The 25,463-nt window shown below is 60.5% G+C and carries 21 protein-coding genes, 1 tRNA gene and 2 pseudogenes; 14 read left to right on the forward strand and 10 right to left on the reverse strand.

The features are described 5' to 3' along the window. Nucleotides 1-242 precede the first annotated feature (242 nt). The 9 genes from chvE (at nucleotide 243) to RGR602_RS13805 (ending at nucleotide 10,995) form a co-directional block, all read left to right on the forward strand. The gene (gene chvE / locus RGR602_RS13765) at nucleotides 243-1,307 is read left to right on the forward strand and encodes a multiple monosaccharide ABC transporter substrate-binding protein (RefSeq protein WP_039845579.1); all 1,065 of its coding nucleotides are present in this window, start codon (nucleotides 243-245) and stop codon (nucleotides 1,305-1,307) included. Between the two features lie 98 nt (nucleotides 1,308-1,405). Next, entirely contained in the window at nucleotides 1,406-2,944 is a 1,539-nt protein-coding gene (gene mmsA / locus RGR602_RS13770; protein WP_039845580.1) for a multiple monosaccharide ABC transporter ATP-binding protein, read from the forward strand. Next, the gene (gene mmsB / locus RGR602_RS13775) at nucleotides 2,941-4,149 is read left to right on the forward strand and encodes a multiple monosaccharide ABC transporter permease (RefSeq protein ID WP_022717091.1); all 1,209 of its coding nucleotides are present in this window, start codon (nucleotides 2,941-2,943) and stop codon (nucleotides 4,147-4,149) included. The genes mmsA and mmsB overlap by 4 nt, the downstream gene beginning before the upstream one ends. A 111-nt stretch (nucleotides 4,150-4,260) precedes the next feature. Beyond that, on the forward strand, nucleotides 4,261-5,256 hold the full coding sequence (gene araD1, locus RGR602_RS13780; RefSeq protein WP_039846868.1) for an AraD1 family protein: 996 nt from the start codon (nucleotides 4,261-4,263) through the stop codon (nucleotides 5,254-5,256). A 70-nt stretch (nucleotides 5,257-5,326) separates the two neighbouring features. Next, complete coding sequence (locus RGR602_RS13785; protein ID WP_039845581.1) at nucleotides 5,327-6,760, forward strand: aldehyde dehydrogenase family protein; 1,434 nt, start codon at nucleotides 5,327-5,329, stop codon at nucleotides 6,758-6,760. Nucleotides 6,761-6,819: 59 nt separating this feature from the next. Then, nucleotides 6,820-8,559 carry an L-arabinonate dehydratase gene (araD, locus tag RGR602_RS13790; protein ID WP_039845582.1) on the forward strand — a complete coding sequence of 580 codons (1,740 nt, stop codon included), beginning with the start codon at nucleotides 6,820-6,822 and terminating at the stop codon, nucleotides 8,557-8,559. A gap of 355 nt (nucleotides 8,560-8,914) precedes the next feature. Next, nucleotides 8,915-9,157: a hypothetical protein gene (locus RGR602_RS13795; RefSeq protein ID WP_039845583.1), complete on the forward strand. Its 243-nt coding sequence runs from the start codon at nucleotides 8,915-8,917 to the stop codon at nucleotides 9,155-9,157. A 43-nt stretch (nucleotides 9,158-9,200) separates the two neighbouring features. Continuing rightward, nucleotides 9,201-10,076, forward strand: a complete 876-nt coding sequence (locus tag RGR602_RS13800) for a transglutaminase family protein (protein ID WP_039845584.1) — start codon at nucleotides 9,201-9,203, stop codon at nucleotides 10,074-10,076. A gap of 91 nt (nucleotides 10,077-10,167) precedes the next feature. Next, nucleotides 10,168-10,995 carry a transglutaminase-like domain-containing protein gene (locus tag RGR602_RS13805; RefSeq protein ID WP_039845585.1) on the forward strand — a complete coding sequence of 276 codons (828 nt, stop codon included), beginning with the start codon at nucleotides 10,168-10,170 and terminating at the stop codon, nucleotides 10,993-10,995. 12 nt (nucleotides 10,996-11,007) lie between these two features. Here RGR602_RS13805 and RGR602_RS13810 read toward each other — a convergent pair whose 3' ends face one another. The 6 genes from RGR602_RS13810 to RGR602_RS13835 all read right to left on the reverse strand — a co-directional run bounded on the left by RGR602_RS13810 (nucleotide 11,008) and on the right by RGR602_RS13835 (nucleotide 16,285). Beyond that, nucleotides 11,008-11,271 carry a DUF1488 family protein gene (locus RGR602_RS13810; RefSeq protein WP_039845586.1) on the reverse strand — a complete coding sequence of 88 codons (264 nt, stop codon included), beginning with the start codon at nucleotides 11,269-11,271 and terminating at the stop codon, nucleotides 11,008-11,010. Nucleotides 11,272-11,275: 4 nt separating this feature from the next. Beyond that, a complete protein-coding gene (locus tag RGR602_RS13815; RefSeq protein WP_039845587.1) occupies nucleotides 11,276-11,506 on the reverse strand; it encodes a hypothetical protein in 231 nt (76 codons plus the stop codon). A gap of 99 nt (nucleotides 11,507-11,605) precedes the next feature. After that, on the reverse strand, nucleotides 11,606-12,424 hold the full coding sequence (locus tag RGR602_RS13820; protein WP_039845588.1) for a transglutaminase family protein: 819 nt from the start codon (nucleotides 12,422-12,424) through the stop codon (nucleotides 11,606-11,608). Nucleotides 12,425-12,436: 12 nt separating this feature from the next. Beyond that, nucleotides 12,437-13,381, reverse strand: coding sequence for an alpha-E domain-containing protein (locus RGR602_RS13825; protein ID WP_039845589.1), 945 nt, complete (start codon nucleotides 13,379-13,381; stop codon nucleotides 12,437-12,439). Next, the gene (locus RGR602_RS13830; protein ID WP_039845590.1) at nucleotides 13,381-14,790 is read right to left on the reverse strand and encodes a circularly permuted type 2 ATP-grasp protein; all 1,410 of its coding nucleotides are present in this window, start codon (nucleotides 14,788-14,790) and stop codon (nucleotides 13,381-13,383) included. The genes RGR602_RS13825 and RGR602_RS13830 overlap by 1 nt, the downstream gene beginning before the upstream one ends. A gap of 271 nt (nucleotides 14,791-15,061) precedes the next feature. Beyond that, entirely contained in the window at nucleotides 15,062-16,285 is a 1,224-nt protein-coding gene (locus tag RGR602_RS13835) for an ROK family transcriptional regulator (protein WP_039845591.1), read from the reverse strand. Nucleotides 16,286-16,509: 224 nt separating this feature from the next. Here RGR602_RS13835 and xylF point away from each other — a divergent pair, with 224 nt between their 5' ends. The 5 genes and pseudogenes from xylF (at nucleotide 16,510) to RGR602_RS13865 (ending at nucleotide 21,578) form a co-directional block, all read left to right on the forward strand. Next, nucleotides 16,510-17,550, forward strand: a complete 1,041-nt coding sequence (gene xylF / locus RGR602_RS13840; protein ID WP_039845592.1) for a D-xylose ABC transporter substrate-binding protein — start codon at nucleotides 16,510-16,512, stop codon at nucleotides 17,548-17,550. A 261-nt stretch (nucleotides 17,551-17,811) separates the two neighbouring features. Next, nucleotides 17,812-19,125 carry a sugar ABC transporter permease gene (locus RGR602_RS13845; protein ID WP_039845593.1) on the forward strand — a complete coding sequence of 438 codons (1,314 nt, stop codon included), beginning with the start codon at nucleotides 17,812-17,814 and terminating at the stop codon, nucleotides 19,123-19,125. A 14-nt stretch (nucleotides 19,126-19,139) separates the two neighbouring features. After that, on the forward strand, nucleotides 19,140-19,922 hold the full coding sequence (locus RGR602_RS13850; RefSeq protein ID WP_039845594.1) for an ATP-binding cassette domain-containing protein: 783 nt from the start codon (nucleotides 19,140-19,142) through the stop codon (nucleotides 19,920-19,922). An 86-nt stretch (nucleotides 19,923-20,008) separates the two neighbouring features. Beyond that, nucleotides 20,009-21,376 (forward strand): annotated as a pseudogene (locus RGR602_RS37180) (IS3 family transposase). 125 nt (nucleotides 21,377-21,501) lie between these two features. After that, nucleotides 21,502-21,578: transfer RNA gene (locus RGR602_RS13865), tRNA-Arg, on the forward strand. 245 nt (nucleotides 21,579-21,823) lie between these two features. On the opposite strand, the gene RGR602_RS13870 is transcribed toward RGR602_RS13865, so the two are convergent. The 4 genes and pseudogenes from RGR602_RS13870 to RGR602_RS39705 all read right to left on the reverse strand — a co-directional run. Continuing rightward, on the reverse strand, nucleotides 21,824-23,542 hold the full coding sequence (locus RGR602_RS13870; RefSeq protein WP_039845595.1) for an adenylate/guanylate cyclase domain-containing protein: 1,719 nt from the start codon (nucleotides 23,540-23,542) through the stop codon (nucleotides 21,824-21,826). Nucleotides 23,543-23,966: 424 nt separating this feature from the next. Then, nucleotides 23,967-24,296: a carboxymuconolactone decarboxylase family protein gene (locus tag RGR602_RS39700; protein WP_052451558.1), complete on the reverse strand. Its 330-nt coding sequence runs from the start codon at nucleotides 24,294-24,296 to the stop codon at nucleotides 23,967-23,969. A 118-nt stretch (nucleotides 24,297-24,414) separates the two neighbouring features. Next, nucleotides 24,415-25,140, reverse strand: coding sequence for an LssY C-terminal domain-containing protein (locus RGR602_RS13880; RefSeq protein ID WP_039845596.1), 726 nt, complete (start codon nucleotides 25,138-25,140; stop codon nucleotides 24,415-24,417). Between the two features lie 21 nt (nucleotides 25,141-25,161). Next, nucleotides 25,162-25,380 (reverse strand): annotated as a pseudogene (locus RGR602_RS39705) (hypothetical protein); the annotation flags it as partial. Between the last annotated feature and the right edge of the window lie 83 nt (nucleotides 25,381-25,463).

The following is a 25,463-nucleotide window of genomic DNA, read 5'->3' on the forward strand; positions in this document are numbered from 1 at the left end:
AAGTAATACTTTTTAACGATATACCAAATTTGTTATGCACTTTACCACTTATTCTATTTGACAGTTATAAGATTCCATACGAGTTTGCGGCCGTGTGCTGGTTGGCACTCAACACGTGTGAGATCGTGGAGGAGACCTACTTCGTTTCTCACCATCTGAAGTAACTATCCAATCTACGGAACCTGCCACAGTTTCGTGGCGGGCGAATATTCGTCCGCCGTCTATTAACAAGGGAGAGAGAAATGAAATCCATTATCTCATTGATGGCTGCGGCCGCCTTCGGCGTCGCTTCATTCGTTATGCCGGCACTGGCGCAGGACAAGGGGACCGTCGGCATCGCAATGCCCACGAAGTCTTCCGCTCGCTGGATCGACGACGGCAACAACATCGTCAAGCAGCTTGAGGCAGCCGGCTACGGCACCGACCTGCAGTATGCAGACGACGACATTCCGAACCAGCTGTCTCAGATCGAGAACATGGTCACCAAGGGCGTTAAGGTTCTCGTCATCGCCGCCATCGACGGTACGACGCTTTCCGACGTTCTCCAGAAGGCTCATGACGCCGGCATCAAGGTCATCGCCTACGACCGCCTGATCCGCGACTCGGCCAACGTTGACTACTATGCAACGTTCGACAACTTCCAGGTTGGCGTTCTGCAGGCAACCTCCATCGTTGACGCCCTCGGCCTCAAGGATGGCAAGGGTCCGTTCAACATCGAACTGTTCGGCGGTTCGCCGGACGACAACAACGCCTTCTTCTTCTACGACGGCGCAATGTCTGTCCTGCAGCCCTACATCGACAGCGGCAAGCTCGTCGTGAAGTCCGGCCAGACCGGCATGGACAAGGTCGGCACGCTTCGTTGGGACGCGGCAACGGCCCAGGCCCGCATGGACAACCTGCTTTCGGCTAACTACACCGACGCCAAGGTCGACGCCGTCCTGTCTCCGTACGACGGTCTCTCCATCGGCATCATCTCGTCGCTGAAGGGCGTCGGCTACGGCACCCCGGATCAGCCGCTCCCGGTCGTTTCCGGCCAGGACGCTGAAATTCCGTCCGTCAAGTCGATCATTGCTGGCGAACAGCACTCGACAGTCTTCAAGGACACGCGCGAACTCGCCAAGGTCACCGTTGCAATGGTTGACGCTGTCATGTCCGGCAAGGAGCCGGAAGTCAACGACACGAAGACCTACGACAACGGCGTCAAGGTTGTTCCGTCCTACCTGTTGAAGCCGGTAGCGGTCGACAAGACCAACTACGAGAAGGTTCTCGTCGAAGGCGGTTACTACACGGCTGACCAGCTGAAGTAACTGTACCAAGTTGGCCGGAATCCGCTGGTTGCGGGTTCCGGTCTTCACTTTTATGATCGTCGCGCCGTATTTCCGGCTGCTGACGTTGGATTTTGACTATGGACAATACAATCCTCGAAATGCGGAACATCACCAAGACGTTCCCGGGCGTAAAAGCGCTTGAGAACGTGAACCTCAAGGTTCGTCAGGGTGAAATTCACGCATTGGTGGGCGAGAACGGGGCCGGAAAATCGACCCTCATGAAAGTTCTCTCCGGCGTTTACCCGGCCGGCACGTACGATGGCGAGATCGTCTACGAAGGCGAAGTCCGCAACTTCAAGGTCCTGAAGGATTCGGAAGAAATCGGCATCGTCATCATCCATCAGGAGCTGGCGCTCGTGCCGCTTCTGTCGATCGGCGAGAATATCTTCCTCGGCAACGAGAATGCCAAGAGCGGCATCATCAGCTGGCAGGAAACGTTCAACCGCACGCGGCAGCTGCTCGCAAAAGTCGGCCTGCGCGAATCTCCGGACACGCTTGTCACCGACATCGGCGTCGGCAAGCAGCAACTCGTCGAGATTGCCAAGGCGCTGTCTAAGAGCGTGAAGCTCCTGATTCTCGACGAACCGACGGCATCGCTCAACGAAAGCGACTCAGATGCGCTGCTGAACCTGCTGATCGAGTTCCGCAACCAGGGCCTCACCTCGATCATCATCACCCACAAGCTGAATGAAGTGCGCAAAGTTGCCGACCAGATCACGGTTCTGCGCGACGGCATGACGGTCAAGACGATGGACTGTCACACCGAAGAAATCAGCGAAGATATCATCATCAAGAACATGGTGGGCCGCGAGCTTGCCGATCGTTATCCGCCGCGCTCCGTGCCGATCGGCGAAACGATCCTCGAAGTCAAGAACTGGAACGCCTATCACCAGCATCACCGCGACCGGCAGGTGCTGCACAATGTCAACATCAGCGTCCGCAAGGGCGAAGTCGTCGGCATCGCCGGCCTGATGGGTGCCGGCCGCACTGAATTCGCCATGAGCGTCTTCGGAAAGTCCTATGGCCACAAGGTCAGCGGCGAAGTGCTGATGCATGGCAAGCAGGTCGATGTCAGCACCGTCCGCAAGGCGATCGACGCCGGTCTCGCCTATGTGACCGAGGACCGCAAGCATCTCGGCCTCGTGCTCGGCGAGAACATCGTTCACAACACCACGCTCGCCAATCTAGCCGGGGTCTCGAACGCGACGGTCATCGACAGCATCAGGGAATCCAAGGTCGCATCGGACTACCGCTCGAAGCTGCGCATCCGCAGTTCCAGCATCTTCCAGGAAGCGATCAATCTATCGGGCGGCAACCAGCAGAAGGTCGTGCTGTCCAAGTGGCTGTTCTCCGATCCCGATGTCTTGATCCTCGACGAACCCACCCGCGGTATCGATGTCGGTGCAAAATACGAAATCTATACTATCATCAACCAGCTCGCCGCCGACGGCAAAGGCGTTCTGATGATCTCATCGGAAATGCCGGAACTGCTTGGCACGTGCGACCGCATCTATGTCATGAATGAAGGACGTATCGTTGCGGAACTGCCAAAGGGAGAGGCGAGCCAAGAAACCATCATGCGCGCTATCATGCGCTCAGGGGAGAAGAAACAATGACTCCGGTCAACCCTCCAGCCGCCGAGGAAAGCAACGTAGTTTCCGTTGCCGACTATATCCGTGGCAATATCCGTGAATACGGCATGCTCATTGCGCTCGTCGCGATCATGGTTTTCTTTCAGTTCTACACCGGCGGCATTCTCTTCAAGCCGGTCAACCTGACGAACCTTGTTCTGCAGAACTCGTTCATCGTCATCATGGCGCTCGGGATGCTGCTCGTCATTGTGGCCGGCCATATCGACCTGTCCGTCGGCTCGATTGTCGCCTTCGTCGGCGCCCTCGCCGCCATGATGATGGTCACGTGGCAGATGAATTTCGTGGTGGCGGGCATTCTCTGCCTGATCATCGGCGGCATCATCGGTGCCGCCCAAGGCTACTGGATCGCCTATCACCGCATCCCGTCCTTCATTGTGACGCTTGCCGGCATGCTGGTCTTCCGCGGCCTGACGCTCTTCGTACTCGGGGGCAAAAACATCGGCCCGTTCCCGAAGGATTTCCAGATCATCAGCACCGGCTTCCTGCCGGGCAGCATGATCGACATCGCCGGAACGCCGGTGCAGTCCACGTCGCTGATCCTGACACTCATCATTCCGGTCGTGCTATTTTACCTTGCCTGGCGCCGCCGCAAGGTGAATGAGAGCCACGGCATCGATGTCGAGCCGATGGGCTTCTTTATCGCCCAGAACGCCGTCGTTTCCCTGGCGATCCTCTTTCTCGGCTATCAGCTTTCGACTTACAGGGGCCTGCCGAACGTTCTCGTCGTCATGCTCGTGCTGATCGCAGCCTATGCATTTGTCACGCGCCGCACGACGATCGGCCGCCGCATCTATGCGATGGGCGGCAACGAAAAAGCCACCAAGCTCTCCGGTATCAACACGGAGCGCCTGAGCTTCTACACCTTCGTCAACATGGGCGTTCTTGCCGGTCTCGCAGGCATGATCGTGGCGGCTCGGCTGAACTCGGCAACGCCGAAGGCAGGCGTGGGCTTCGAGCTCGACGTCATCGCGGCGTGCTTCATCGGCGGCGCCTCGGCCTCCGGTGGTGTCGGCAAGATCACCGGTGCCGTCATCGGCGCGTTCATCATGGGCGTCATGAACAACGGCATGTCGATCGTCGGCCTCGGTATCGACTTCCAGCAGATGGTGAAGGGCCTCGTGCTTTTGGCCGCCGTCTTCTTCGACGTTTATAACAAGAATAAGGGCTAAGCGCTCCGGCGCCAGTCCTGGCATTTGCAGTCATGAGTAAGACCAGTTCCGGGTCCCTCGGGAGCCGGAGAGGCGGAGCTTGTCCGCACCCAGCTAAAGAGGATGAAAGCCGTGCTTATTTCGCAGATCAAGGGTTCGAACGGAGAGATCATCGTCGCCGTGCGTGAGCCGGGCGGTGCAGCGAAAGCCGTGAAGAATGCAGGCAGCGTATACGCGCTGGCAATGGAAGCTGCAGACGCCGGCAAGTCGCTCGTTTCCATCATCGAGGCGCATGGCTATGGCGATGCCGTCGATCTGGAAAAGGCCTATGCCGAAGGCAAATTCCTCCCGCCGATCACGCATCCGGATGCTGCCCACCTGCACCTGACGGGTACGGGCCTCACCCACCTTGGCTCAGCGGCGACCCGTGATTCCATGCACAAGAAGACCACCGAGGCCGCGGAAGAAACGCTCACGGACTCGATGAAGATGTTCAAGATGGGCATCGAGAACGGCAAGCCGAAGGCTGGAGAAAAGGGCGTCCAGCCCGAATGGTTCTATAAGGGCAACGGCTATGGCGCTGCAGCGCCCGGCGCTCCCCTCGTCTCCCCTTCCTTCGCGCTTGACGGCGGCGAAGAGCCCGAAATGGCCGGCATCTACGTGATTGCCAAGGACGGTACCCCGTTCCGCATCGGCTTTGCGCTCTCCAACGAATTTTCCGACCACGTCACCGAGCGGATCAACTATCTCTATCTCGCCCACTCCAAGCTGCGTCCCGCAAGCTTCGGTCCGGAAATCCGCATCGGCGTTGCCCCGGAAGATATTCGCGGTACCTCGCGCATAAAGCGCGGCGACAAGGTGATCTTCGAAAAGCCGTTCCTCTCCGGCGAGGCGAACATGTCGCACACCTTCGCGAATCTCGAATATCACCACTTCAAGTATGGCCTCTTCCGCGTCCCGGGTGACGTTCACGTCCACATGTTCGGCACGGCGACGCTCTCCTTCGCAGATGGCGTCAAGACGGAAGAAGGCGATGTTTTCGAAATCGAGGTTGCCGAATTCGGCCTGCCGTTGCGCAATCCGCTGAAGGTTGCCGCCGAGGAAAATATCGCTGTGAAGCAGCTTTGAATTTTGCGCTGGGCTGGCCGCGATCTGCGGCCGGACCACTCTGTAAAGGTAAAGGAGGCTCGTTCAGCCCATGACCATTTATCAAAACCTGATCGCCGGCGAATGGACCGGCGCCGACGCCGTCGAAAACATCAACCCATCCGATACGAAGGAGGTCGTTGGCCTTTATGCCAGCGGCTCGGCCGCCGACACCCGGAACGCGATCGCCGCCGCCAAGGCCGCCTTCCCCGCCTGGTCGCATTCCGGCATCTGGGAGCGCCACGTCATCCTGAAGAAGGCCGGCGACGAGATCATGGCGCGCAAGGACGAACTCGGCGCGCTACTTGCCCGCGAAGAAGGCAAGACCCTGCCGGAAGCCATCGGCGAGACGATCCGCGCCTCACAGATCTTCGAATTCTTCGCAGGCGAAGCGCTGCGCCTGGCCGGCGAAGTTGTGCCCTCCGTGCGTCCGAACATCGGCGTCGAGATCACCCGCGAGCCGCTCGGCGTCATCGGCATCATCACGCCCTGGAACTTCCCGATCGCGATCCCCGCCTGGAAGATCGCCCCGGCGCTCTGCTACGGCAACACCATCGTCTTCAAGCCGGCCGAACTCGTGCCCGGCTGCTCCTGGGCGATCGTCGACATCCTCAACCGTGCAGGCCTGCCGAAGGGCGTTTTGAACCTCGTCATGGGCAAGGGCTCGATCGTCGGCCAGACGATGCTCGACAGCCCCGACCTTGCCGGCATCACCTTCACCGGCTCCGTCGGCACCGGCAAGCGCGTCGCGGTTTCCTCGATCGAGCATAATCGCAAGATTCAGCTCGAAATGGGCGGCAAGAACCCGATGGTCATCCTCGATGACGCCGATCTTTCCGTCGCCGTCGAAGCGGCGGCCAACTCGGCCTTCTTTTCGACCGGCCAGCGCTGCACGGCATCGTCTCGCCTGATCGTGACGGAAGGCATCCACGACAGGTTCGTGGCGGCCATGACCGAGAAGCTGAAGACACTGAACGTCGATCACGCGCTGAAGACCGGCACGCATATCGGCCCGGTCGTCGACGAGAGACAGCTTAAGACCGACACCGACTACATCGAGATCGGCAAAAATGAAGGCGCAAAGCTTGCCTTCGGCGGCGAGCTGATCGCGCGTGACACACCCGGCTTCTACCTGCAGCCGACGCTGTTCACCGAAGCGACCAACCAGATGCGCATTTCCCGCGAGGAAATCTTCGGACCGGTAGCATCGGTCATCCGCGTCAAGGATTACGAAGAGGCGCTGGCTGTCGCCAACGACACGCCGTTCGGCCTGTCGTCGGGCATCGCGACCACCAGCCTCAAGCACGCGACGCACTTCAAGCGCAACGCCGAAGCCGGCATGGTCATGGTCAACCTGCCCACCGCCGGCGTCGACTTCCATGTTCCCTTCGGCGGACGCAAGGGCTCGTCCTACGGCTCGCGCGAGCAGGGCAAATACGCCGCCGAATTCTTCACAACCGTCAAGACCGCATACACCCTGGCGTAACGACATCATCGGCTTCCGGGTGGCGCGAGGCGACCTGGAAGCCGTGAAGGACAGAGACTATGAAAAAGAAAGCTGAATGGCCGCGTAAGCTGCGGTCGCAGGAATGGTACGGCGGCACGAGCCGAGACGTGATCTATCACCGCGGCTGGCTGAAGAACCAAGGGTATCCACACGACCTGTTCGACGGACGGCCGGTTATCGGCATCCTCAACACCTGGTCGGATCTGACGCCGTGCAACGGTCATTTGCGAGAGCTCGCCGAGAAGGTGAAGGCGGGCGTATGGGAGGCAGGCGGCTTCCCGGTCGAGGTGCCGGTGTTCTCGGCATCCGAAAACACCTTTCGGCCGACCGCGATGATGTATCGCAACCTTGCCGCGCTCGCGGTGGAGGAGGCGATCCGCGGCCAACCGATCGATGGCTGTGTGCTGATGGTCGGCTGCGACAAGACCACGCCGTCGCTTCTCATGGGGGCAGCTTCCTGCGACTTGCCCTCGATCGTCGTCACGGGTGGGCCGATGCTGAACGGCTATTTCCGCGGTGAACGCGTCGGCTCAGGTACGCATCTGTGGAAGTTTTCCGAAATGGTGAAGGCTGGCGAGATGACACAGGCCGAGTTCCTCGAGGCTGAGGCCTCGATGAGCCGTTCGTCGGGCACCTGCAACACCATGGGCACCGCCTCCACCATGGCTTCCATGGCCGAGGCGCTCGGCATGGCGCTTTCGGGCAACGCCGCGATCCCGGCGGTCGATTCCCGCCGCAAGGTCATGGCGCAGCTCACCGGCCGGCGTATCGTACAGATGGTTAAGGACGATCTGAAGCCCTCTGACATCATGACGAAAGAGGCCTTCGAGAACGCCATCCGCACCAATGCGGCTATCGGTGGATCGACCAACGCCGTCATCCACCTGCTCGCCATGGCCGGCCGGGTGGGCGTCGATCTTTCGCTGGACGATTGGGATCGCTGCGGCCGCGAGGTCCCGACCATCGTCAACCTGATGCCGTCGGGCAAGTACCTTATGGAGGAGTTCTTCTATGCCGGCGGCCTGCCGGTGGTGCTGAAGCGCCTCGGCGAGGCGGACCTCCTGCACAAGGACGCGCTGACGGTATCTGGCGAAACCATGTGGGATGAGGTCAAGGACGTCGTCAACTGGAACGAGGATGTGATCCTGCCTGCCGAAAAGGCGCTGACGTCTTCGGGCGGCATCGTCGTGCTGCGCGGCAATCTGGCGCCGAAGGGCGCGGTGCTGAAGCCTTCGGCCGCCTCCCCGCACCTGATGGTGCACCGTGGCAGGGCGGTCGTGTTCGAGGACATCGACGATTACAAGGCCAAGATCAACGACGACAGCCTCGATATCGACGAAACCTGCGTCATGGTCATGAAAAACTGTGGACCAAGGGGCTATCCGGGCATGGCCGAGGTCGGCAACATGGGCCTGCCGCCCAAGGTGCTCAAGAAAGGCATCACCGACATGGTGCGCATCTCCGACGCCCGCATGTCTGGAACGGCCTACGGCACCGTCGTGCTGCACACCTCCCCGGAAGCTGCGGTCGGCGGGCCGCTCGCAGTGGTGAAAAACGGCGACATGATCGAGATGGACGTGCCGAACCGTCGTCTGCATCTCGACATTTCTGAGGAGGAGCTGGCCCTGCGGCTCGCCGAATGGCAGCCGAACCATGATCTGCCGACGTCCGGCTATGCCTGGCTGCACCAGCAGCATGTCGAAGGGGCCGATACCGGCGCCGACCTCGACTTCCTCAAGGGATGTCGCGGAAACGCGGTCGGCAAGGACAGCCACTAGCGGAGCGCATCGAGACAGAAAATCGATGAGGCGGAGGTGAAGCCCCGCCTTTTTCGTTGGTTGGTTGGAAAGGAAAGGCGCTTCAGCGCCGCGCCGCCTGGGTCAAGCCGCACGTGCCGATCGAGGGCGGCTATTTCCAGCTTACATCAAACGGTCATAGAGGCCGATAAGGGTGCCGACGTCGATTTCCTGGTCGGCTCGCGCGGCTCGAAGATCCCGATGGACCGCCAAGCCCCTGGGGCCAAACGGTCACCAGCGTCAAAAGGCGGTACGAAAGTTCCGCCTTTTTCTTGCCAACCGCCCTTCTTCCGGAACGTTCTCGCCTCGCCGCCGTTACCGCGGTAGGGAGGGAACCATGCCTGGAGTTCAAAAATCGATCGTGCTCAGCGCCTTCAACAAGGATGAGCGAGGTACGCTGTTACCGGCATTCGAGCCTCGGCAGATGAAGAGGGAAGAAACGGCCGTCTATATCGCCCAGACGCTCGTCAGGGATTATGATGGGGTCGTCGTCCGGTGCAGCGAGAAAAGCCATGCCATCGGCGGACAAGGCCCATCAGTGATCCTGTTCCGCTCAGGTCTGGTGCCGGAATTCGAGTAGCCACAGCTTTATCGCATCAAAGCTCCGGGGCGGGCGAGGCAGGATGACCGTTTATTCCGTCAAGCACATCACGCATTATTCCTATAAGCGGCCTGTTGCCTTTGGCCAGCACCGCGTGCTTTTCCGCCCCCGGGACAGCTTCGACCAGCGGCTTCTGGATGCAACGATGACGATCGATCCGGAACCGGCAGGAATCCGTTGGATACACGACGTCTTCGGGAATTGCATTGCGCTCGTGGATATAGACCGGCCGGCCGATCAGTTGCGGTTCGAGACCAATATTCGCCTCGACCACACGCCGCAGGTGCCGCTCGATCTCGAAATCGATCGAAAGGCGCTGACTTACCCTTTTTCCTATGACGACGAGGAATTGACGGACCTTTCCTGCACGATCACGCGCCACTACGAGGATCCGGGTGGTGCAGTCGCACACTGGGCGCATCAGTTCGTCGGAACAAGCTCGTCGGGCCAGACGGGCCACGTCCTGATGACGCTCTGCTATGCGATCCACGAGAGTTTCGTCTATGCCCGCCGCTCTGAACATGGAACACAGGCGCCGATCCAGACGCTGATGATGCGGCAGGGAACTTGCCGCGACTTTGCCCTGCTAATGATGGAAGCGGCTCGTTCGCTCGGCCTGGCCGCCCGTTTCGTCACCGGCTATATCTACGTGCCGGATCGCGACGGCTCGACGACGCTCGGCGGCGGCTCGACGCATGCCTGGTGCCAGGTTTATCTCCCGGGCGCCGGCTGGGTGGAATTCGATCCCACGAACGGCATCGTCGGCAACCACGATCTGATCCGCGTCGGCGTTGCGCGCGATCCTCGCCAGGCGGTTCCGCTCTGGGGCAGCTATGACGGAGCGGCGGACGATTTCGACGACCTGGTTGTGCAGGTCAACGTTACCACCCAACGGTAAAATATGGCGAAGGGGCCGCTTCCCTGTGGAACCGAAATGTTCTACTGGCGTTCCTTGATGGCCTGCGGGCTTGCTGGACGAAGGAGCTTCCATGAAGATTCGCGCTGGTTTCACGATCGGCTATGAATGTGTGCAGCCAACGCCAATGCTTCTCGTCCTCAATGTCCATCCCTCGCGGCGTCCCGACCTTCTGACGGATCAGGTGCTGTCGTTCAGTCAGCCGATCGCGGCGTGGAACTACACCGATGGTTTCGGGAATTCGTGCACACGCATTGTCGCCCCGCCGGGACTGACCACGATTTCGACCGTGTTCGAGATCTACGACAGCGGCCAGCCGGATGCGGTGCCGCTGGATGCGCAGCAACACGAGATCAAGGACCTGCCGGACGACGTGCTCGTTTTCCTTCTCGGCAGCCGTTATTGTGATACGGACCGGTTGAGCGATTTCGCCTGGGCGACGTTCTCGCAGACGAAACCCGGCTGGCCGCGGGTGCAGGCCATTGCCGATTTCGTACACGGCCATATCGAATTCGACTACCTGAAAGCCGATCTACTCCGTACCGCGCATGGTGGCTATTGCGACAAGACCGGCGTCTGCCGCGACTTTGCGCATCTTGCCGTAACGCTCTGCCGCTGCCTGAACATACCAGCGCGCTATTGCACAGGATATCTCGGCGATATCGGCGTGCCGCCCGATCCCGCGCCGATGGATTTCAGCGCCTGGTTCGAAGTCTATCTGGGCGGCCACTGGCATACGGTCGATGCCCGGCACAATGTTCCGCGCATCGGCCGCATACTGATGGGAACCGGCCGCGACGCGACGGACGTGGCCATCTCGACCGCTTTCGGCCCGGCTGTATTGAAGCAATTCGATGTCGTGACGGAAGAGGTGCCCGGCGATAACGGCGCCATCGCCTGAACATTTTCACGATCAGCGGAAATCCCGTGCGGTGAGCGTCAGATTGTTTCCGCGCCGATTTGCATAGGCTCTGGCGGCTGCTTCCTGGATCGTAGAGCGTGCGGCGTCAAAGGCATTGAGACAGGCAAGCTCCGAAGCGTTCGCCGCAGCGGATTGTCCAAGCGCTGCTGCTTCGACGAGAAACCTGATTTCAAACATGCCGTCGTAGCCGGTAAAGCGTACAGCCTTCCTCGTTTCGTCGAACGTCCGGCTTTTGTTGGGAAAGATAAGCGTCATTCGGTTAGTCCTCCAAATGAGCGCGGTCAGCCCGAAGAGCTGCAGCGATCAGATCGGATTCAAAAGTGTGAGCACGCAGTTGCTGATTGAAATCGACGAGCTGTTCTGTGGCCAGCGAGCTCGGTTCTCCCCGCAGTAAAACACCCGCAATATGGGCTTCCTGCGCTGCGATGTGCTTTCTGTCTTCCGCGACGCGCCGGCGGGAAAGCTCCAGATCTTTCGAAGAATAAGCCATAGCTTATTATAGCACGGCTTTGAGCCGAAATCTAAGTAACGCCAAAATGAAAATCTTCCGATCTTCCTTTCTGCGAATAGTTTTAAGCCATGCTGGCCATCAGCTCTGGCTTTGCATCTGGCCCTGATCTTCGACCTTGACCATGACCGAGAGCTTCTCGCCCGGCGTGCCGATGCGCATGCCGGAGACAGGGGCTGCGTCGCGGTAGCACAGGCCGGAAGCGACGCGGACGTAGCGGGCATCGGGGCAGATGTCGTTTGCCGGATCGAAGCCGACCCAGCCGAGGCCAGGAATGTGCGCCTCGCCCCAAGCGTGTGTCGCGGCCTGCTCCGCCTTCCCCTCCATCATCAGGTAGCCGGAGATATAGCGCGTCGGCACCTGCAATGCGCGAGCCGCGGAAACGAAGATGTGGGCGTGGTCCTGGCAAACGCCGCTCTTCTTCTCCATCGCCTGTTCGGCGGTCGTGTCCGTGTTGCTGGTCCCCGGCTTGTATTCGACCGCTTCGTGAATGGCCGCCATCAGCGCGTGCATCAGCGCGAGCTCATTGTCGCCTTTTACGGTCCGTATGAGTTCCCTGATGAGCCTGCCGGGCTTGGTACGCGGCGTGTCGCGCAGGAACAGCCACAGCGGGCAGAAGCCTGAATGCGGGCCGGTCACTCCATTGCGATCTTCGGTTTCGACTTCACCTTCGGCGACGATGCGCGTCACCTGCTGTTCGCCTTGCAGCGAGACGAGGTTCACATGGTTGCCGAACTGGTCGTCATACTCCACCTCTGGCTTGGCGCCTTCGACATGCAACGACCAGTTCAAGACCTTCTGACCGAAGGCTGAGGGCGGTGTCAGGCGCAGCCGCTGCAGCGAGAACTGCGACGGCTCGTCGTAGTGGTATTCGGTGACATGGCTAATCTTCAGTCTCATCTCATGCCCCGCTTATACGTAGAACCGATAGCCGTCGGAAATTTCCATGCCCAGCTGGTTGTTGCGATTGACGAAATCCTCAAGGAATTCGTGCAACCCCTGGTCCATGACGTCCTTGATCTGCCTCGTTTGCAATGATGTCCGGATGGCGTCGGCGGTATCGTGGGCCGGCAGCCGTTCACCGCCGTAACTGCTCGATATGTAGCCGAGGTTGCTGACGATCTTTTCGTAGCAATAGGCCAGCGACCGCGGCATCTGGCCATTCAAGATCAGGAAGTCGGCGATATTGGCCGCCTTGTACTCCTCATCATAGGCCCAGCTATAGGAACGGTGCGCTGAAACCGAACGCAGGATCGATTCCCACTGCACATTGTCGATCGAGGACCCCACCTGCGAAATGGATGGCAGCAGCACGTAGTACTTCACGTCGAGAATGCGGCTCGTATTGTCCGCCCGCTCGATGAAGGTGCCGATGCGCGCGAAGTTATAGAGCTCGTTTCTCAGCATCGAGCCGTGAAAAGCGCCGCGGATAAGGCCCGCCCGCCGCTTGATGACATCGATGATCTCGGGCATTTCGGCCGCCTTGGGGCGCTTGGAAAGCAGGGCCTTAAGCTCGATCCAGCACTCGTTGGTCGCCTCCCAGGTCTCGCGCGTCAGAGCCGTGCGAACCATGCGGGCGTTGTTGCGGCCGGAATCGATGCACGACATCACGCTCGACGGGTTCGAATGATCGCGCAGCAGATAGTCGACCGCATCGACCCTGGTGAGTTTGGCGTGCCCTTCGTCGTAGGCTTCGCGAACACCCGCACTCTGCAGCACGCCATCCCAGTCGTCGTCGCCTGTGCCGCTTCGGGTTAGCGACATGCGCAGGCCGGCATCGATAAGACGCGCGATATTCTCGGCGCGCTCGATGTAACGGAACATCCAGTAGAGTCCGTTTGCAGTTCTTCCGAGCATCAATCCTCCAATACCCAAGTGTCTTTGGTACCGCCGCCCTGGCTCGAATTGACGACCAGCGAGCCCTGCTTCAGCGCGACGCGGGTCAAGCCGCCCGGAATGATCTGCACCTTGTCGGAAACCAGCACATAGGGCCGCAGGTCCACATGGCGCGGTGCGATGCCCTTATTGACGAGGATCGGCACCGTCGAGAGCGACAGCGTCGGCTGGGCGATGTAATTATTCGGCCGGGCCTTCAGCTTTTCGGCAAAATCGGCCCGCTCCTTCTTCGAGGCCGTCGGGCCAACCAGCATGCCGTAGCCGCCGGAGCCGTGCACCTCTTTCACGACGAGTTCTTCGAGGTGTTCCAGCACATATTTGAGGCTGTCGGCTTCCGAGCAGCGCCAGGTCGGCACGTTTTCGAGAAGCGCCTTCCGGCCGGTATAGAACTCGACGATCTCCGGCATGTAGGAATAGATCGCCTTGTCGTCGCAGATGCCGGTGCCCGGCGCATTGGCGATGGTGATGTTGCCGGAGCGGTAGACATCCATGATGCCCGGAATGCCGAGGGCGGAATCGGCACGGAATGTCAGCGGATCGAGGAAGTCGTCATCGACGCGGCGATAAAGCACGTCGATCGCCTCATAACCGCGGGTCGTGCGCATCTTCACCTTGCCGTCGATGACGCGCAGATCCGCCCCCTCGACCAGTTCCACGCCCATCATGTCGGCGAGGAACGAATGCTCGTAATAGGCGGAGTTGTAGATGCCGGGCGTCAGCACGGCGACGCGCGGCTTGCCCTTGCACCCGGGAGGGGCGAGCGAGGCAAGCGATTGGCGCAGCAGATACGGGTAGTCCTCGACGCGCTGGACCTTGTTCTGGTGGAAGAGTTCCGGAAACATCTGCATCATGGTTTCCCGGTTTTCCAGCATATAGCTGACGCCGGACGGCGTGCGGGCATTGTCTTCCAGCACGTAGAACTGATCCTCGCCGGTGCGCACGATGTCGGTGCCGACGATATGCGTATAGACGCCGCCGGGCGGACGGAAGCCGATCATCTCGGAAAGAAACGTATCGTTCTTCTCGATCAGCTCGCGCGGAATGCGGCCGGCGCGGATGATCTCCTGCTTGTGGTAGATGTCGTCCAGGAAGGCATTCAGCGCAATCACGCGCTGCTCGATGCCCTGAGCGAGCTTCCGCCATTCGCGCCCGGAAATAATGCGCGGGATGATGTCGAAGGGAATGAGCTTCTCGGAGGAATCCGCATGTCCGTAAACTGCGAAGGTAATGCCGGTTTTGCGGAAGATGTTTTCCGCGTCGCGAGATTTGGCAATCAGATGCGCCCTGTCCTGGGCATTGTACCACTCGAAATATTTCTCATATGGCTGACGGGGATTTTCATCCCCGGTGATCATTTCATCAAATGCCAAAGGTGTGGCTCCCCTTCTTTTTGTTCATTTGAATACAATGCAAAAGGCAATGCAAGAACCATGCACAGTTCGAAGAGAAGATTCCTAAAATCCCCTTGGCGCCAAAAACAGCCGAAAAACCGGGCATTTAGGCGGTTGCATCGCAAGGGCCCGGACGGCCGGCCGAGCGAGCACGACCAAAAAGTGGGCATGTGATTATTTTCCGCCCGCCCCGTCGAGGCAAATCGCGCCAGTGGACTTTGCGTGGAGTGCACCCGCAATGGCCGATCGCTCAGCCGTGCCCCGGTCCGCCTGTATTGACGATATCTTCGTCGATCACGCCAAGCGCCCGGTTCAGATGTCCTTCGAAGACAAGGTTCTGCTCGTCTGCGACCACTCGCAATTCCGGCATGCCTTCCATGCGCACGATATGCGATTGCCCAAGGCCCTCCTCAATCCCCTGGCGCAGCAGATCGTAGTAGCGCGTGCCCGGCCCGGTGATTGCGACCGGCATGCGCTCCGTCAGGCTCAGCACGCGCGACAGCCCGTTGCCGAGCGCAAGGCCCGCCTGGCGGAAGGCGAAGGCCGACATGCGATGCCCCTGGCGAGCCTGCGCGGCGATCTTGTCGAGTTCGGCGACCGGCACGAATTTTGCCGGGATCGTATCGAGCGGCACTTCGAAGGCCGTTCGAAGGATCGCATAGAACCCGGCATGCGCCTCAATGCATCCCTTGGTGCCGCAACGACAGAGACCGCCATTGGCCATGTGCAGCATATGGCCGAAATTCGGCGCCGATATCTCCTGGCCGCCATGCGGCGTGCGCCTGACAATGCCGAGCCCGATGCTGTGGCCGAGCGAGAGTGCGCCAAGCGAACGGAAATCCTCGCCCTTTACATTCTCCTCGCGTGCGCCGAGCGCGGCGGCGACGAGCAGTGTTTCATTGTCAAGGATAATCTTCGCCTGCCATTCCGGACGCAGCGCCGATTCAAAATCGATCTGTTCGCTGCCGAAGATCGGCGACCAGACGAGTACGGGCTCGAGCGAATTCACTAGCCCTTTGCTGCTGATTGAGATCAGCAAGACTTTATTGCGGCCGATCCGGGAACGCTCCAGAATACGTGACAGACCCGCCTTGACCGCAGCCGCAAAGCGCGCCGCCCCGGCAGGGTCATGCGAACGTTCCTCGCTGAAGCGATCGATCAGCTTGCCGGCGTAATCCACCAGGGAATATTGCACGGCGTCCGACGAGATGATGACCACGATCAGATACCCGCAATCCCGCCGCTGCCGGAAAAGCACGCGTGGCCGTCCTCTTCCGCTTGCCGCCTGGTGCTCCGATTTCTCGATGATCTGCGCCTTTTCGAGATCAGCGGTAATCGCAGAAACCGTCGCAGAGGACAGGCGGGTATAGTCGGAAATCTCGGTATGCGCGGCCGCACCGTGGCGGCGGAGAGCGGAAAGCACCAGCACGCTATTCCTCTGCCGGACCAGCTCCGTGCTCGATTTGGTCAGCATGAATGCCGCCCTCTCCCCGTATTCCGCCCCGCTTTCACACCGAATCTCCAGCCGATTTTCGCAATGGAATTTAGCCGGTAGTGCGGTGTTGACAGTTGAAAAAATCTCTGACACTAAATTTCTCGACTGTCGAGAAAATAATTCATTGATTTCTGGACAGCGATCCGCGGCGGCCGGAGGAAACATTCGGGCTGGGTCGACCGCAATTCATTCGGGAGGACAATATGAAGTCTATTTTGAAGCTGATGGCCGGCACGGCCATCCTCATTTCCGTGCAAACGGCGGCCATGGCTGCCGATCTCGTCGTCGGCGTTTCCTGGTCGAACTTCCAGGAAGAGCGCTGGAAGACCGACGAAGCCGCCATCAAGAAGGCCCTCGAGGCCAAGGGCGCAAAATACATCTCAGCTGACGCCCAGTCGTCTGCGGCAAAGCAGCTGACGGACGTTGAATCGCTGATCTCGCAGGGCGCGAACGCCCTCATCGTGCTTGCGCAGGACTCCGACGCCATCGCCCCGGCCATCGAAAAGGCCGCCGCCGAAGGCATCCCGGTGGTCGGCTACGACCGCCTGATCGAAAATCCGGCAGCCTTCTACATCACCTTCGATAACAAGGAAGTTGGCCGCATGCAGGCAAAGGGCGTCTTTGACGCAAAGCCTGAAGGCAACTACGTCTTCATCAAGGGTTCCTCGTCCGACCCGAACGCAGACTTCCTGTTCTCGGGCCAGATGGAAGTGCTGAAGGCCGCAGTCGACGCAGGCAAGATCAAGAATGTCGGCGAAGCCTATACTGACGGCTGGAAGCCGGAAAACGCGCAGCGCAACATGGAACAGTTCCTGACCGCCAACGACAACAAGGTTGACGCCGTTGTTGCTTCGAACGACGGCACGGCCGGTGGCGCAATCGCCGCTCTCGACGCACAGGGTCTCGCCGGCTCAGTCCCGGTCTCCGGACAGGACGCCGACAAGGCAGCGCTCAACCGCGTCGCCCTCGGCACCCAGACGGTCTCCGTCTGGAAGGACTCGCGCGAGCTCGGCAAGCGCGCTGCCGAAATCGCCCTCGATCTCGCCGCCGGCAAGACCATGGACAAGATCGAAGGCGTTGAGACCTTCAACGGCGGCCCGAAGGGCGTCGCCATGCAATCCGTCTTCCTGAAACCGCTACCGATCACCAAGGACAACCTCAACGTCGTCATCGACGCCGGCTGGATCAGCAAGGCGGAAGCCTGCCAGGGCGTCAAAACCGGTTCGCTTGCTGCCTGCGACTAAATCCGCTGCCGACAGGTTGAAAACAGTGCCGGCGCCGCAACGGCAAACCGTTGCGGCGCCGGATGCGGATCGAGATCCGGCGCCAGCCCAGGTAGCGACCGCTGATCGACCGCCATTACCCATCCCGACCCGATGCCGTCACGGCCGCTGAGACCGGATCTGCAGAAATCGGGGGGATAGTTTAAGAACTGGGCGTAAAGGGCGGCGGTTGGCTAAGAAGAGCGCCGCAGCCTGCCCAAACGATGGGGGAACGGCAAACCCATGGCCGAAACGGTACATTCCACGACTTCCAACGGGCCGCGCAACGCGGAAGCCAATCCGGTGGCGCGCTTCTTCCGCGCGACGGAGATCGACACCCGCCTTCTCGGCATGGTCGGCGCGTTGCTGATCATCTGGATCGGCTTCCAGATCATGACCGGCGGCCTCTTCCTGACACCGCGCAACCTCTGGAACCTCTCCGTCCAGACCTCGTCCGTCGCCGTCATGGCGACTGGCATGGTGCTGGTGATCGTCACCCGCAACATCGACCTTTCCGTCGGCTCCATGCTCGGCTTCTGCGGCATGGTGATGGGCGTCTTGCAGGCGCAGGTGCTACCGCAATATCTCGGCTTCAACAGCCCCGCCACCTGGATCATCACGCTTGCTGCCGGCCTCATCGTCGGCGGATCGATCGGCATGCTCCAGGGCATGATCATCGCCTTCCTGAATGTGCCGTCCTTCATCGTCACCCTCGGTGGGCTTCTGGTCTGGCGCGGCGCCACCTGGTTCGTCACCAGCGGCCAGACGGTCGCGCCGATGGATATCAACTTCCGCATTATGGGCGGCGGCACCGACGGCTCGATCGGCGCCACCTGGAGCTGGATCGTCGGGGTCATCGCCTGCCTCACCATCGTTGCAAGCATCATCAATTCCCGCCGCCAGCGCCGGCGCTTCGGCTTCCCGCTGCGCCCGCTTTGGGCCGAATACTTCCTTTCGGCCCTCGGTTGCGTGCTCGTGCTCGGCGCCATCGCCGTCGCCAACAACTATTACTGGCCGACGAACATCGCCAAGAGATATGCGGAGGCAAAGGGCATTCCCTGGCCGGAGTCCGGCCTCGATATTCCCTACGGCATTGCCGTGCCGGTTCTGATCGCCGTCATTGTCGGCGCGATCATGACCTTCGTCGCGACGCGCCTGCGCTTCGGCCGCTACGTCTTCGCCATCGGCGGCAATCCGGAGGCAGCCGAGCTTGCCGGTATCAAGACCCGCTGGGTCACGGTCCGCATCTTCGCGCTCATGGGCCTGCTCTGCGCCATCGCCGGCGCAATCTCGACCGCCCGCCTCAATGCCGCGACGAACGCGCAGGGCGAGCTGGACGAACTCTATACCATCGCCGCTGCCGTCATCGGCGGCACGTCGCTTGCGGGCGGCACCGGCACCATCGCCGGCGCCATGCTCGGCGCGCTCGTCATGCAGTCGCTGCAGTCCGGCATGGTACTGCTCGGAATCGACAGCCCGCTCCAGAGAATCGTTGTCGGTGTCGTCCTTGTCGTCGCCGTCTGGCTCGACACGGTCTACCGCGCCCGAGCCAAATAAGAGGAGGCCAAACCATGACACAACAAAGCACTCCCCTTGTGGAATTGAAAAACATCTCGATCTCCTTCGGTGGCATCCACGCCGTCGACAACGCCTCGGTCGACCTCTACCCCGGCGAAGTCGTCGCCCTCCTCGGCCATAATGGCGCCGGCAAGTCGACGCTGATCAAGATTCTTTCCGGTGCCTACAAGCGCGACGGCGGCGACATCCTTATCAACGGGGAACCGGCCGACATCCGCAACCCGCGCGATGCGAAGAAATACGGGATCGAGACGATCTATCAGACGCTCGCCGTTGCCGATAACGTCGATGCCGCCGCAAACCTCTATCTCGGCCGCGAGATCCGAACGAAGTGGGGCACGCTCGACGACGTCGCCATGGAGGCCTCGGCCCGCGAGGTGATGGGGCGCCTCAACCCGAACTTCAAGCGCTTCAAGGAGCCGGTAAAGGCGCTTTCAGGAGGTCAGCGGCAGTCGGTGGCGATCGCCCGCGCGATCCTCTTCAACGCCCGCATCCTGATCATGGACGAGCCGACAGCAGCCCTCGGTCCCCAGGAAACGGCGCAGGTCGGCGAACTCATCAAGCAGCTGAAGAAGGAAGGCATCGGCATCTTCCTCATCAGCCACGACATCCATGACGTCTTCGACCTCGCCGACCGCGTCTCGGTCATGAAGAATGGCCAGGTCGTCGGCCACGCCCGCACCGAGGACGTCACCAAAGACGAGGTTCTCGGCATGATCATCCTTGGCAAGGTGCCGCCAAAGGCGATCCCCGGCCCCGGCGCCATGCAGATCTGAACGAATAGACCCGTGAACGCCAAAAGTCCGCCACTCGCAAGTGAACTGACCCCCGAAAGTTGGACACCTACCTTCGGGGGTTTTGCATGTCCAAGTACAGCTTAGCGTTCAAGCAGTCCGTCATCGCCGCTTATGAGAGCGGCACGGAAGGGGCACGCGCAGTAGCGGCTCGGTTTGACGTTGATCATTCGACGGTGCGCAAATGGGCTGCGGCTCATGCGGCGCATGGCGTGTCTGGGTTGGTAAAGAAATACAGCTCCTTTGACGCGTCTTTCAAGCTTTCGGTATTGCAGCGGATGTGGGACGATGGGCTTTCCTATCGGCAGACGGCTGCGATTTTCAACATCCGCAACAAGAGTAGCCTTGTCGATTGGGAGACGTGTTACGAGCGCGGCGGGATAGAGGCGTTGGCCCCGCGGTGCAGAGGAAGGCCCCGATTGATGCCCAAACCGCCTACCACCGATGAACCGCAAGCCTTGGCGAGCGATGACACGAAGAGCCGCGAGGAGTTGCTTTCGGAACTGGCCTATCTGCGCATGGAGAACGCTTTACCTAAAAAAACTGGAGGCCTTAACGCAGGAACAACAGCGGCTACAAAAAGCGCCAAGCCGTTCACGCGTTAAGGCCGCTCCATTCGTTTGCCGGTCTGCTGCAATTGGCAGGCCTGGCCCGCAGCACGTTCTACTACCAGCAAACGGCAGCATCGCTGGCCGACCGCCATGCCGCGCTCAAAGACAGCATCAAAGCCATCTTCGCCCTTCACAAGGGGCGCTATGGCTATCGCCGCATCACGGCTGCCATCTGCCGACTGGGACGGCACGTCAATCACAAGACAGTTCAGCGCCTGATGGGGCAAATGGGTTTGAAATCGCTGGTGCGGCCGAAGAAGTATCGGTCCTACAAGGGCGCTACCGGCCGCACCGCTCCCGATCTCATCCAGCGCAAGTTCACGGCTGAGGATGCAAACCAGAAATGGGTGACGGATGTGACCGAGTTCAACGTTGCGGGCGAAAAGCTCTATCTCTCACCGGTCATGGACCTTTTCAATGGCGAGATCATCGCCTTCGAGACAGCCCGCCGTCCCGTCTTCAAACTCGTGGAAACCATGCTCAGCAAGGCGCTGGACCGGCTGGGGGCGGCGAAAAGCCGATCCTGCATTCCGATCAGGGATGGCACTATCAGATGACCGCCTATCAGCGCACGCTTGAAAACACGACGTCATCCAAAGCATGTCACGCAAAGGCAACTGTCTCGACAACGCGGCAATGGAAAGCTTCTTCGCGGTGCTGAAATCAGAGCTGTTCTACCCGACCAAATTCGCCAGCATTCAAAGCCTGCAGTCCGCCATCACCGACTATATCAACTACTACAATCACGACAGGATCAAAATGAAACTCAAAGGGCTGAGTCCTGTACAATACAGAACCCAGCCCTTAAATCTGCCTTGCCTTTAAACCGTCCAACTTAATGGGGTCAGTTCACAAGAACGGCGGACTTTTCAATTTTGGAGATTGAAGCGCAGGGCAAGCTAGGCTAAGAACCTCCCATCGGACAGGCGATTCAAACCGCCTCAGGGCATGCACCCGTAGCTCAGCTGGATAGAGTGTTGGATTCCGATTCCAAAGGTCACAGGTTCGAATCCTGTCGGGTGCGCCATTTTTCTACCACTCCAGAACAAAACTAAGAAACTGCAGAGAAGGCGGCTTTGCGCCTCGTTGTCGGTCACAAAAACTGCTTTTCCGGCTTCTCGAAAGCGGACATTGCAGGATCCATCACCAACGTCGTACTCGCGCGCCATCAACGGACATCGATCGATGGAACCCACGGGCATTGCCCTCACAGCCAAAAGTCGAGCCTATGTCCTGACCAGAGCAAGCCGGCAATCCAAAATGATGCGCTCTTTAGTCGGGAAGGCCAGCCTTGCGGTAGCCTTCGACGAAGCGCTGGAGCACTTCCTCGTCGTCGAATGGCTGCGATGATGCCCAGTGCCCGATGCTAAAATGGGGATCGTTCATCATGAAGAATTCCGCCTCCTGACGGGCTTCATCCAGGCGCCCGAGCTGCGCGAGGGCTGCCGCCAGCAAGCGCCGCGACGTGGTGCGGTAGGTTTCCGGCTTGCGCAAAGCCTCAACCGCGGATTGATAGTCGCCGAGCGCATAATAGGCTTGGCCTGCCATCCAATAGTACCATCCCGGTGGGCGCGGATTGAGCCGCAACGCCCGCTTCACGAATTCGACGCCCTTGACCGCGTCGCCCCTCAGGGTGATGAGATCCGAGCGTATCGCCCAGGCATCGGCATGATTAGGATCGAGCTTGAAGGTTGCCTCGAACTCGGCATCCGATTCCGCGTAACGCCGTTCGTGACCAAGTATGATGCCCAGCCCCCAGCGGTTCCCCGCATCGTTAGGGTCGAGCGCCACAGCCCGCTGCGCTTCCGCCAGCGCGCGAGGCTGGTTGGTTTCCTTCGGCTCGTTCCAGAACAGCCAGCCGAGCCAAAGATTGAGCGCCAGCAAGCTATGTGCCTCGGCATAGTCGGGATCGAGTCCGATCGCCTTTTCCAGGAGCATGCGCGCTTCCCGCGCGCCTAACCCGGTCTGAAAACTGACGCCGCGGGCTCGCACGCAAAGGTCATAGGCTTCGAGACTCGTCGGCCGTTTGCGCGCCGGCTGTCCGGCCAATCGGCCCACAAGGGCTTCGACGATCTTGGCCGTGACCTCGTCCTGCACTGCGAAGATGTCCTCGAGACTGCTGTCGTAGCGCTCGGCCCAGATATGATCGCCGCCGATCGCGTCGATCAGCTGCGCATTGATGCGCACGCGCGCCGCGGCGCGCCGGGCGCTGCCTTCAACCACATAGCGCACCCCTAGATCACGCGCGGTCAAACGCACATCGACCGACCGCCCCTTGTAAGCAAAGGTTGAGTTGCGCGCGATGACGAAGAGGCCGGCTGAGCGAGACAGGTCGGTGATCAGGTCTTCGGTCAAGCCGTCGACAAAGGATTCCTGTTCCGGATCGTTGCTCATGTTGGTGAAAGGCAAGACCGCGATCGAGGGCTTGTCGGGCAATTCGAGCGATGCCAGTCGGCCGACCGGAGCGGCTCTCGGAACGTGCAGGTTCACGCGATAGCAGTATATCGGCTCGGCTATATTCTTCACCCGCTGCTCGCCCATGGGCTCGAACGCAAACGCCAGCTTCTGCCTGACCTCCTTGGACACCTTCTCCGAAACGCAGATACCACCGGGCTCGGCGAGTTGTTGGAGACGCGACGCCACGTTCACGCCCTCGCCATAGCGATCGTCCCCTTCGACGATCACTTCTCCAAGGTTGATTCCGATCCGGACTTCGAAGCGCTGGTCTTCGGCGACGCTCGCGTTACGCTCCGCCATGCCGCGCTGAAGCGTGACCGCGCATTCGACCGCATCCACCACGCTGCCGAACTCCGCCAGCAGGCCGTCTCCCATCAGCTTGAAGATTCGCCCGTGTCGCGTCGCGATTTCCGGCTCGAACAGCTCTTTGCGGCCACGTTTCAGCCGGTCGAAGGTGCCCGCTTCATCCGCCTCCATGAGCGCCGAGTACCCGACAACATCGATGGCAAGGATGGCAGCGAGCTTCCGCTCCATGTTGAGCCTCAATAAAGATTCACGACTCGCAAGCCGCAGGTCAGAGCCAGGCAGGACCGGCGCCTCTGGCATTACCGCCTTACCGGCCTATGATACCACAGATCACGCCTCTTGAGACTATGGCTCGCGCGACGCCCCAGCTCTCCTGCCGCAGCGCCACTGACGCGCGTCCGACCGATCCCGCTGCTTGTTCGCAGCAGTGGCGCAAACGGACTATGACCCCTTTGCGCCTTCATTTCGGACATCAAAGCTGCTTGTCCAACGTCCAAAAGCCGACATTCCTTATGACGTATCCGGGGCCAGCCGATTATTTCGGGGTATATGTTCGAATCCCGCCCGGTCCGCCAAGCATGCGGCCGCAAGAAATCCTCAAGCGGTGGCTGGGCGATCGCGTCGACATAGTTGGTGATGGTCGAGGCCGCGGTCACGGCCACCATCTCCAGCACCTGCTCCCGGCGCAATCCAGCGGCGACGCCGGTTTCAAGATCATCGTCGCGCACATGGCCGCGTGCTTCGCGCCAAGTGCCGACAGAGCGGCAAGTCGAGTGTCAGCAGGAACACCGCCCTCGCGGATCGCCTCGACATCAGCGGGCGTGAGTCCTTCCTTCAGAGCGAGGATGCTGTGGAAGGCCACCGCCCAATCGCAGGAATTGGTGACTGCACTGGCAAAGGCCCGAAGGCTTCCACAATCGCACAGTTGAGGACCCCCCGGCTCGAGTGTTTTGTCTCCTTGCCATGAGACGCCGGCTGCCATCCGTCGCCGAGGTCGAACGGGCAGTTCCCTTCGAGCGGCGCCGCGAAAGCGGATCCGTCGATGGTTAGTCGGGGAAGCCGGTTTCGGCCGGTTCGCCCTGGTCCCGCCCTCGCGAATCTTATTGCTTTTCGGCCGATCTCAGCACCCCCACAAGGATACGACCGTCGGTGAAGTACGGGTCTCCGCCGCCGTTGCGACCATCTTTTGTCGCACCGGCACCTGCGCGCTCGTAGGTCATCGAAACCTGCCCGGCGGCCTTGAGGTCACCGATCACCAGCTCGCGCTCGGCATCGAGATCGGGTCCGATATGGTGGGTGATCTGCCCGGTGTCGTGGCTGACGCCGACTCCGCGGTCGAAGCTGGCGGAGCCCAGCCACAGCGGCTGGCCGTCGGCGCCGACCGACGCCGTGTGCCAGAGGCGTATGTGGTGGCGCTCGTCCGCGCTTCGCCCGACTGGTTTTTCGAAGGCCAGATCCTGCTTCCGGCCATCGAAGAACAGCGGGCTGACCGGCGCATCGAGATCCGGCCGATCGAGCGCCACGCTCAGGCCAATTTCGATCGAGGAGAGCAGTGTTATCCTGTCGGCGGGATCCCAGCCTGAGGCGGCGAAGGCTTTGATCACCTGCTGCTTCGGGCCGACGACGCCGACGTTGATTGGGTCGCCCGGAATGTCGTCGTCGGTCGTAGTGACCATCCGGCTGAGATCGGCAACAGTGCTCCGGTCACGGAAGATCCAAAGTTCAGGCATCACCAGGTAGCAGACGAGCAGATACGCCAGGAGGACGGCGGCAAGAACGCCCGCCGCCGATTTCCATCCGCCTCGGCTGTTTCTCCCCTGCTCCATTGCAGTGTGCCGCTCCCGACTTCAGTAGCAGGGCGGATACGGATAGTAGCCGCAAGCGGGGTTATAGCATGGCACGGGAGCCGCCGCAGCACCGATGGCAGCGCCCGTCGCGACTGCGGCGCCGTAGCGGGCCGCCGGATGCGCATGCAATCCACCATGGAAGCCGACCGCACCCACGCCAACGCGCCCCATTCCGGCGCGCGCCACGAACATGTCGATGAAAAGCGAAGCCGGGCCATGAAACGGCGGGGTAACCGGCACCCATTTCAACCGTGTCCAGTAACAGCAATGAAGCAGCGCGTCGCTGGCAACAATCCCGAGCT

Source organism: Rhizobium gallicum bv. gallicum R602sp, assembly GCF_000816845.1.
Classification (GTDB): domain Bacteria; phylum Pseudomonadota; class Alphaproteobacteria; order Rhizobiales; family Rhizobiaceae; genus Rhizobium; species Rhizobium gallicum.

What these genes read in the sequence shown, in the direction of transcription:
- chvE (WP_039845579.1), top strand. Translation starts at nt 243, where the DNA reads ATGAAATCCATTATCTCATTGATGGCTGCGGCCGCCTTCGGCGTCGCT.
- mmsA (WP_039845580.1), top strand. Translation starts at nt 1,406, where the DNA reads ATGGACAATACAATCCTCGAAATGCGGAACATCACCAAGACGTTCCCG.
- mmsB (WP_022717091.1), top strand. Translation starts at nt 2,941, where the DNA reads ATGACTCCGGTCAACCCTCCAGCCGCCGAGGAAAGCAACGTAGTTTCC.
- RGR602_RS13785 (WP_039845581.1), top strand. Translation starts at nt 5,327, where the DNA reads ATGACCATTTATCAAAACCTGATCGCCGGCGAATGGACCGGCGCCGAC.
- araD (WP_039845582.1), top strand. Translation starts at nt 6,820, where the DNA reads ATGAAAAAGAAAGCTGAATGGCCGCGTAAGCTGCGGTCGCAGGAATGG.
- RGR602_RS13795 (WP_039845583.1), top strand. Translation starts at nt 8,915, where the DNA reads ATGCCTGGAGTTCAAAAATCGATCGTGCTCAGCGCCTTCAACAAGGAT.
- RGR602_RS13800 (WP_039845584.1), top strand. Translation starts at nt 9,201, where the DNA reads ATGACCGTTTATTCCGTCAAGCACATCACGCATTATTCCTATAAGCGG.
- RGR602_RS13805 (WP_039845585.1), top strand. Translation starts at nt 10,168, where the DNA reads ATGAAGATTCGCGCTGGTTTCACGATCGGCTATGAATGTGTGCAGCCA.
- RGR602_RS13810 (WP_039845586.1), bottom strand. Translation starts at nt 11,271, where the DNA reads ATGACGCTTATCTTTCCCAACAAAAGCCGGACGTTCGACGAAACGAGG.
- RGR602_RS13815 (WP_039845587.1), bottom strand. Translation starts at nt 11,506, where the DNA reads ATGGCTTATTCTTCGAAAGATCTGGAGCTTTCCCGCCGGCGCGTCGCG.
- RGR602_RS13820 (WP_039845588.1), bottom strand. Translation starts at nt 12,424, where the DNA reads ATGAGACTGAAGATTAGCCATGTCACCGAATACCACTACGACGAGCCG.
- RGR602_RS13825 (WP_039845589.1), bottom strand. Translation starts at nt 13,381, where the DNA reads ATGCTCGGAAGAACTGCAAACGGACTCTACTGGATGTTCCGTTACATC.
- RGR602_RS13835 (WP_039845591.1), bottom strand. Translation starts at nt 16,285, where the DNA reads ATGCTGACCAAATCGAGCACGGAGCTGGTCCGGCAGAGGAATAGCGTG.
- xylF (WP_039845592.1), top strand. Translation starts at nt 16,510, where the DNA reads ATGAAGTCTATTTTGAAGCTGATGGCCGGCACGGCCATCCTCATTTCC.
- RGR602_RS13845 (WP_039845593.1), top strand. Translation starts at nt 17,812, where the DNA reads ATGGCCGAAACGGTACATTCCACGACTTCCAACGGGCCGCGCAACGCG.
- RGR602_RS13850 (WP_039845594.1), top strand. Translation starts at nt 19,140, where the DNA reads ATGACACAACAAAGCACTCCCCTTGTGGAATTGAAAAACATCTCGATC.
- RGR602_RS13870 (WP_039845595.1), bottom strand. Translation starts at nt 23,542, where the DNA reads ATGGAGCGGAAGCTCGCTGCCATCCTTGCCATCGATGTTGTCGGGTAC.
- RGR602_RS39700 (WP_052451558.1), bottom strand. Translation starts at nt 24,296, where the DNA reads ATGGCAGCCGGCGTCTCATGGCAAGGAGACAAAACACTCGAGCCGGGG.
- RGR602_RS13880 (WP_039845596.1), bottom strand. Translation starts at nt 25,140, where the DNA reads ATGGAGCAGGGGAGAAACAGCCGAGGCGGATGGAAATCGGCGGCGGGC.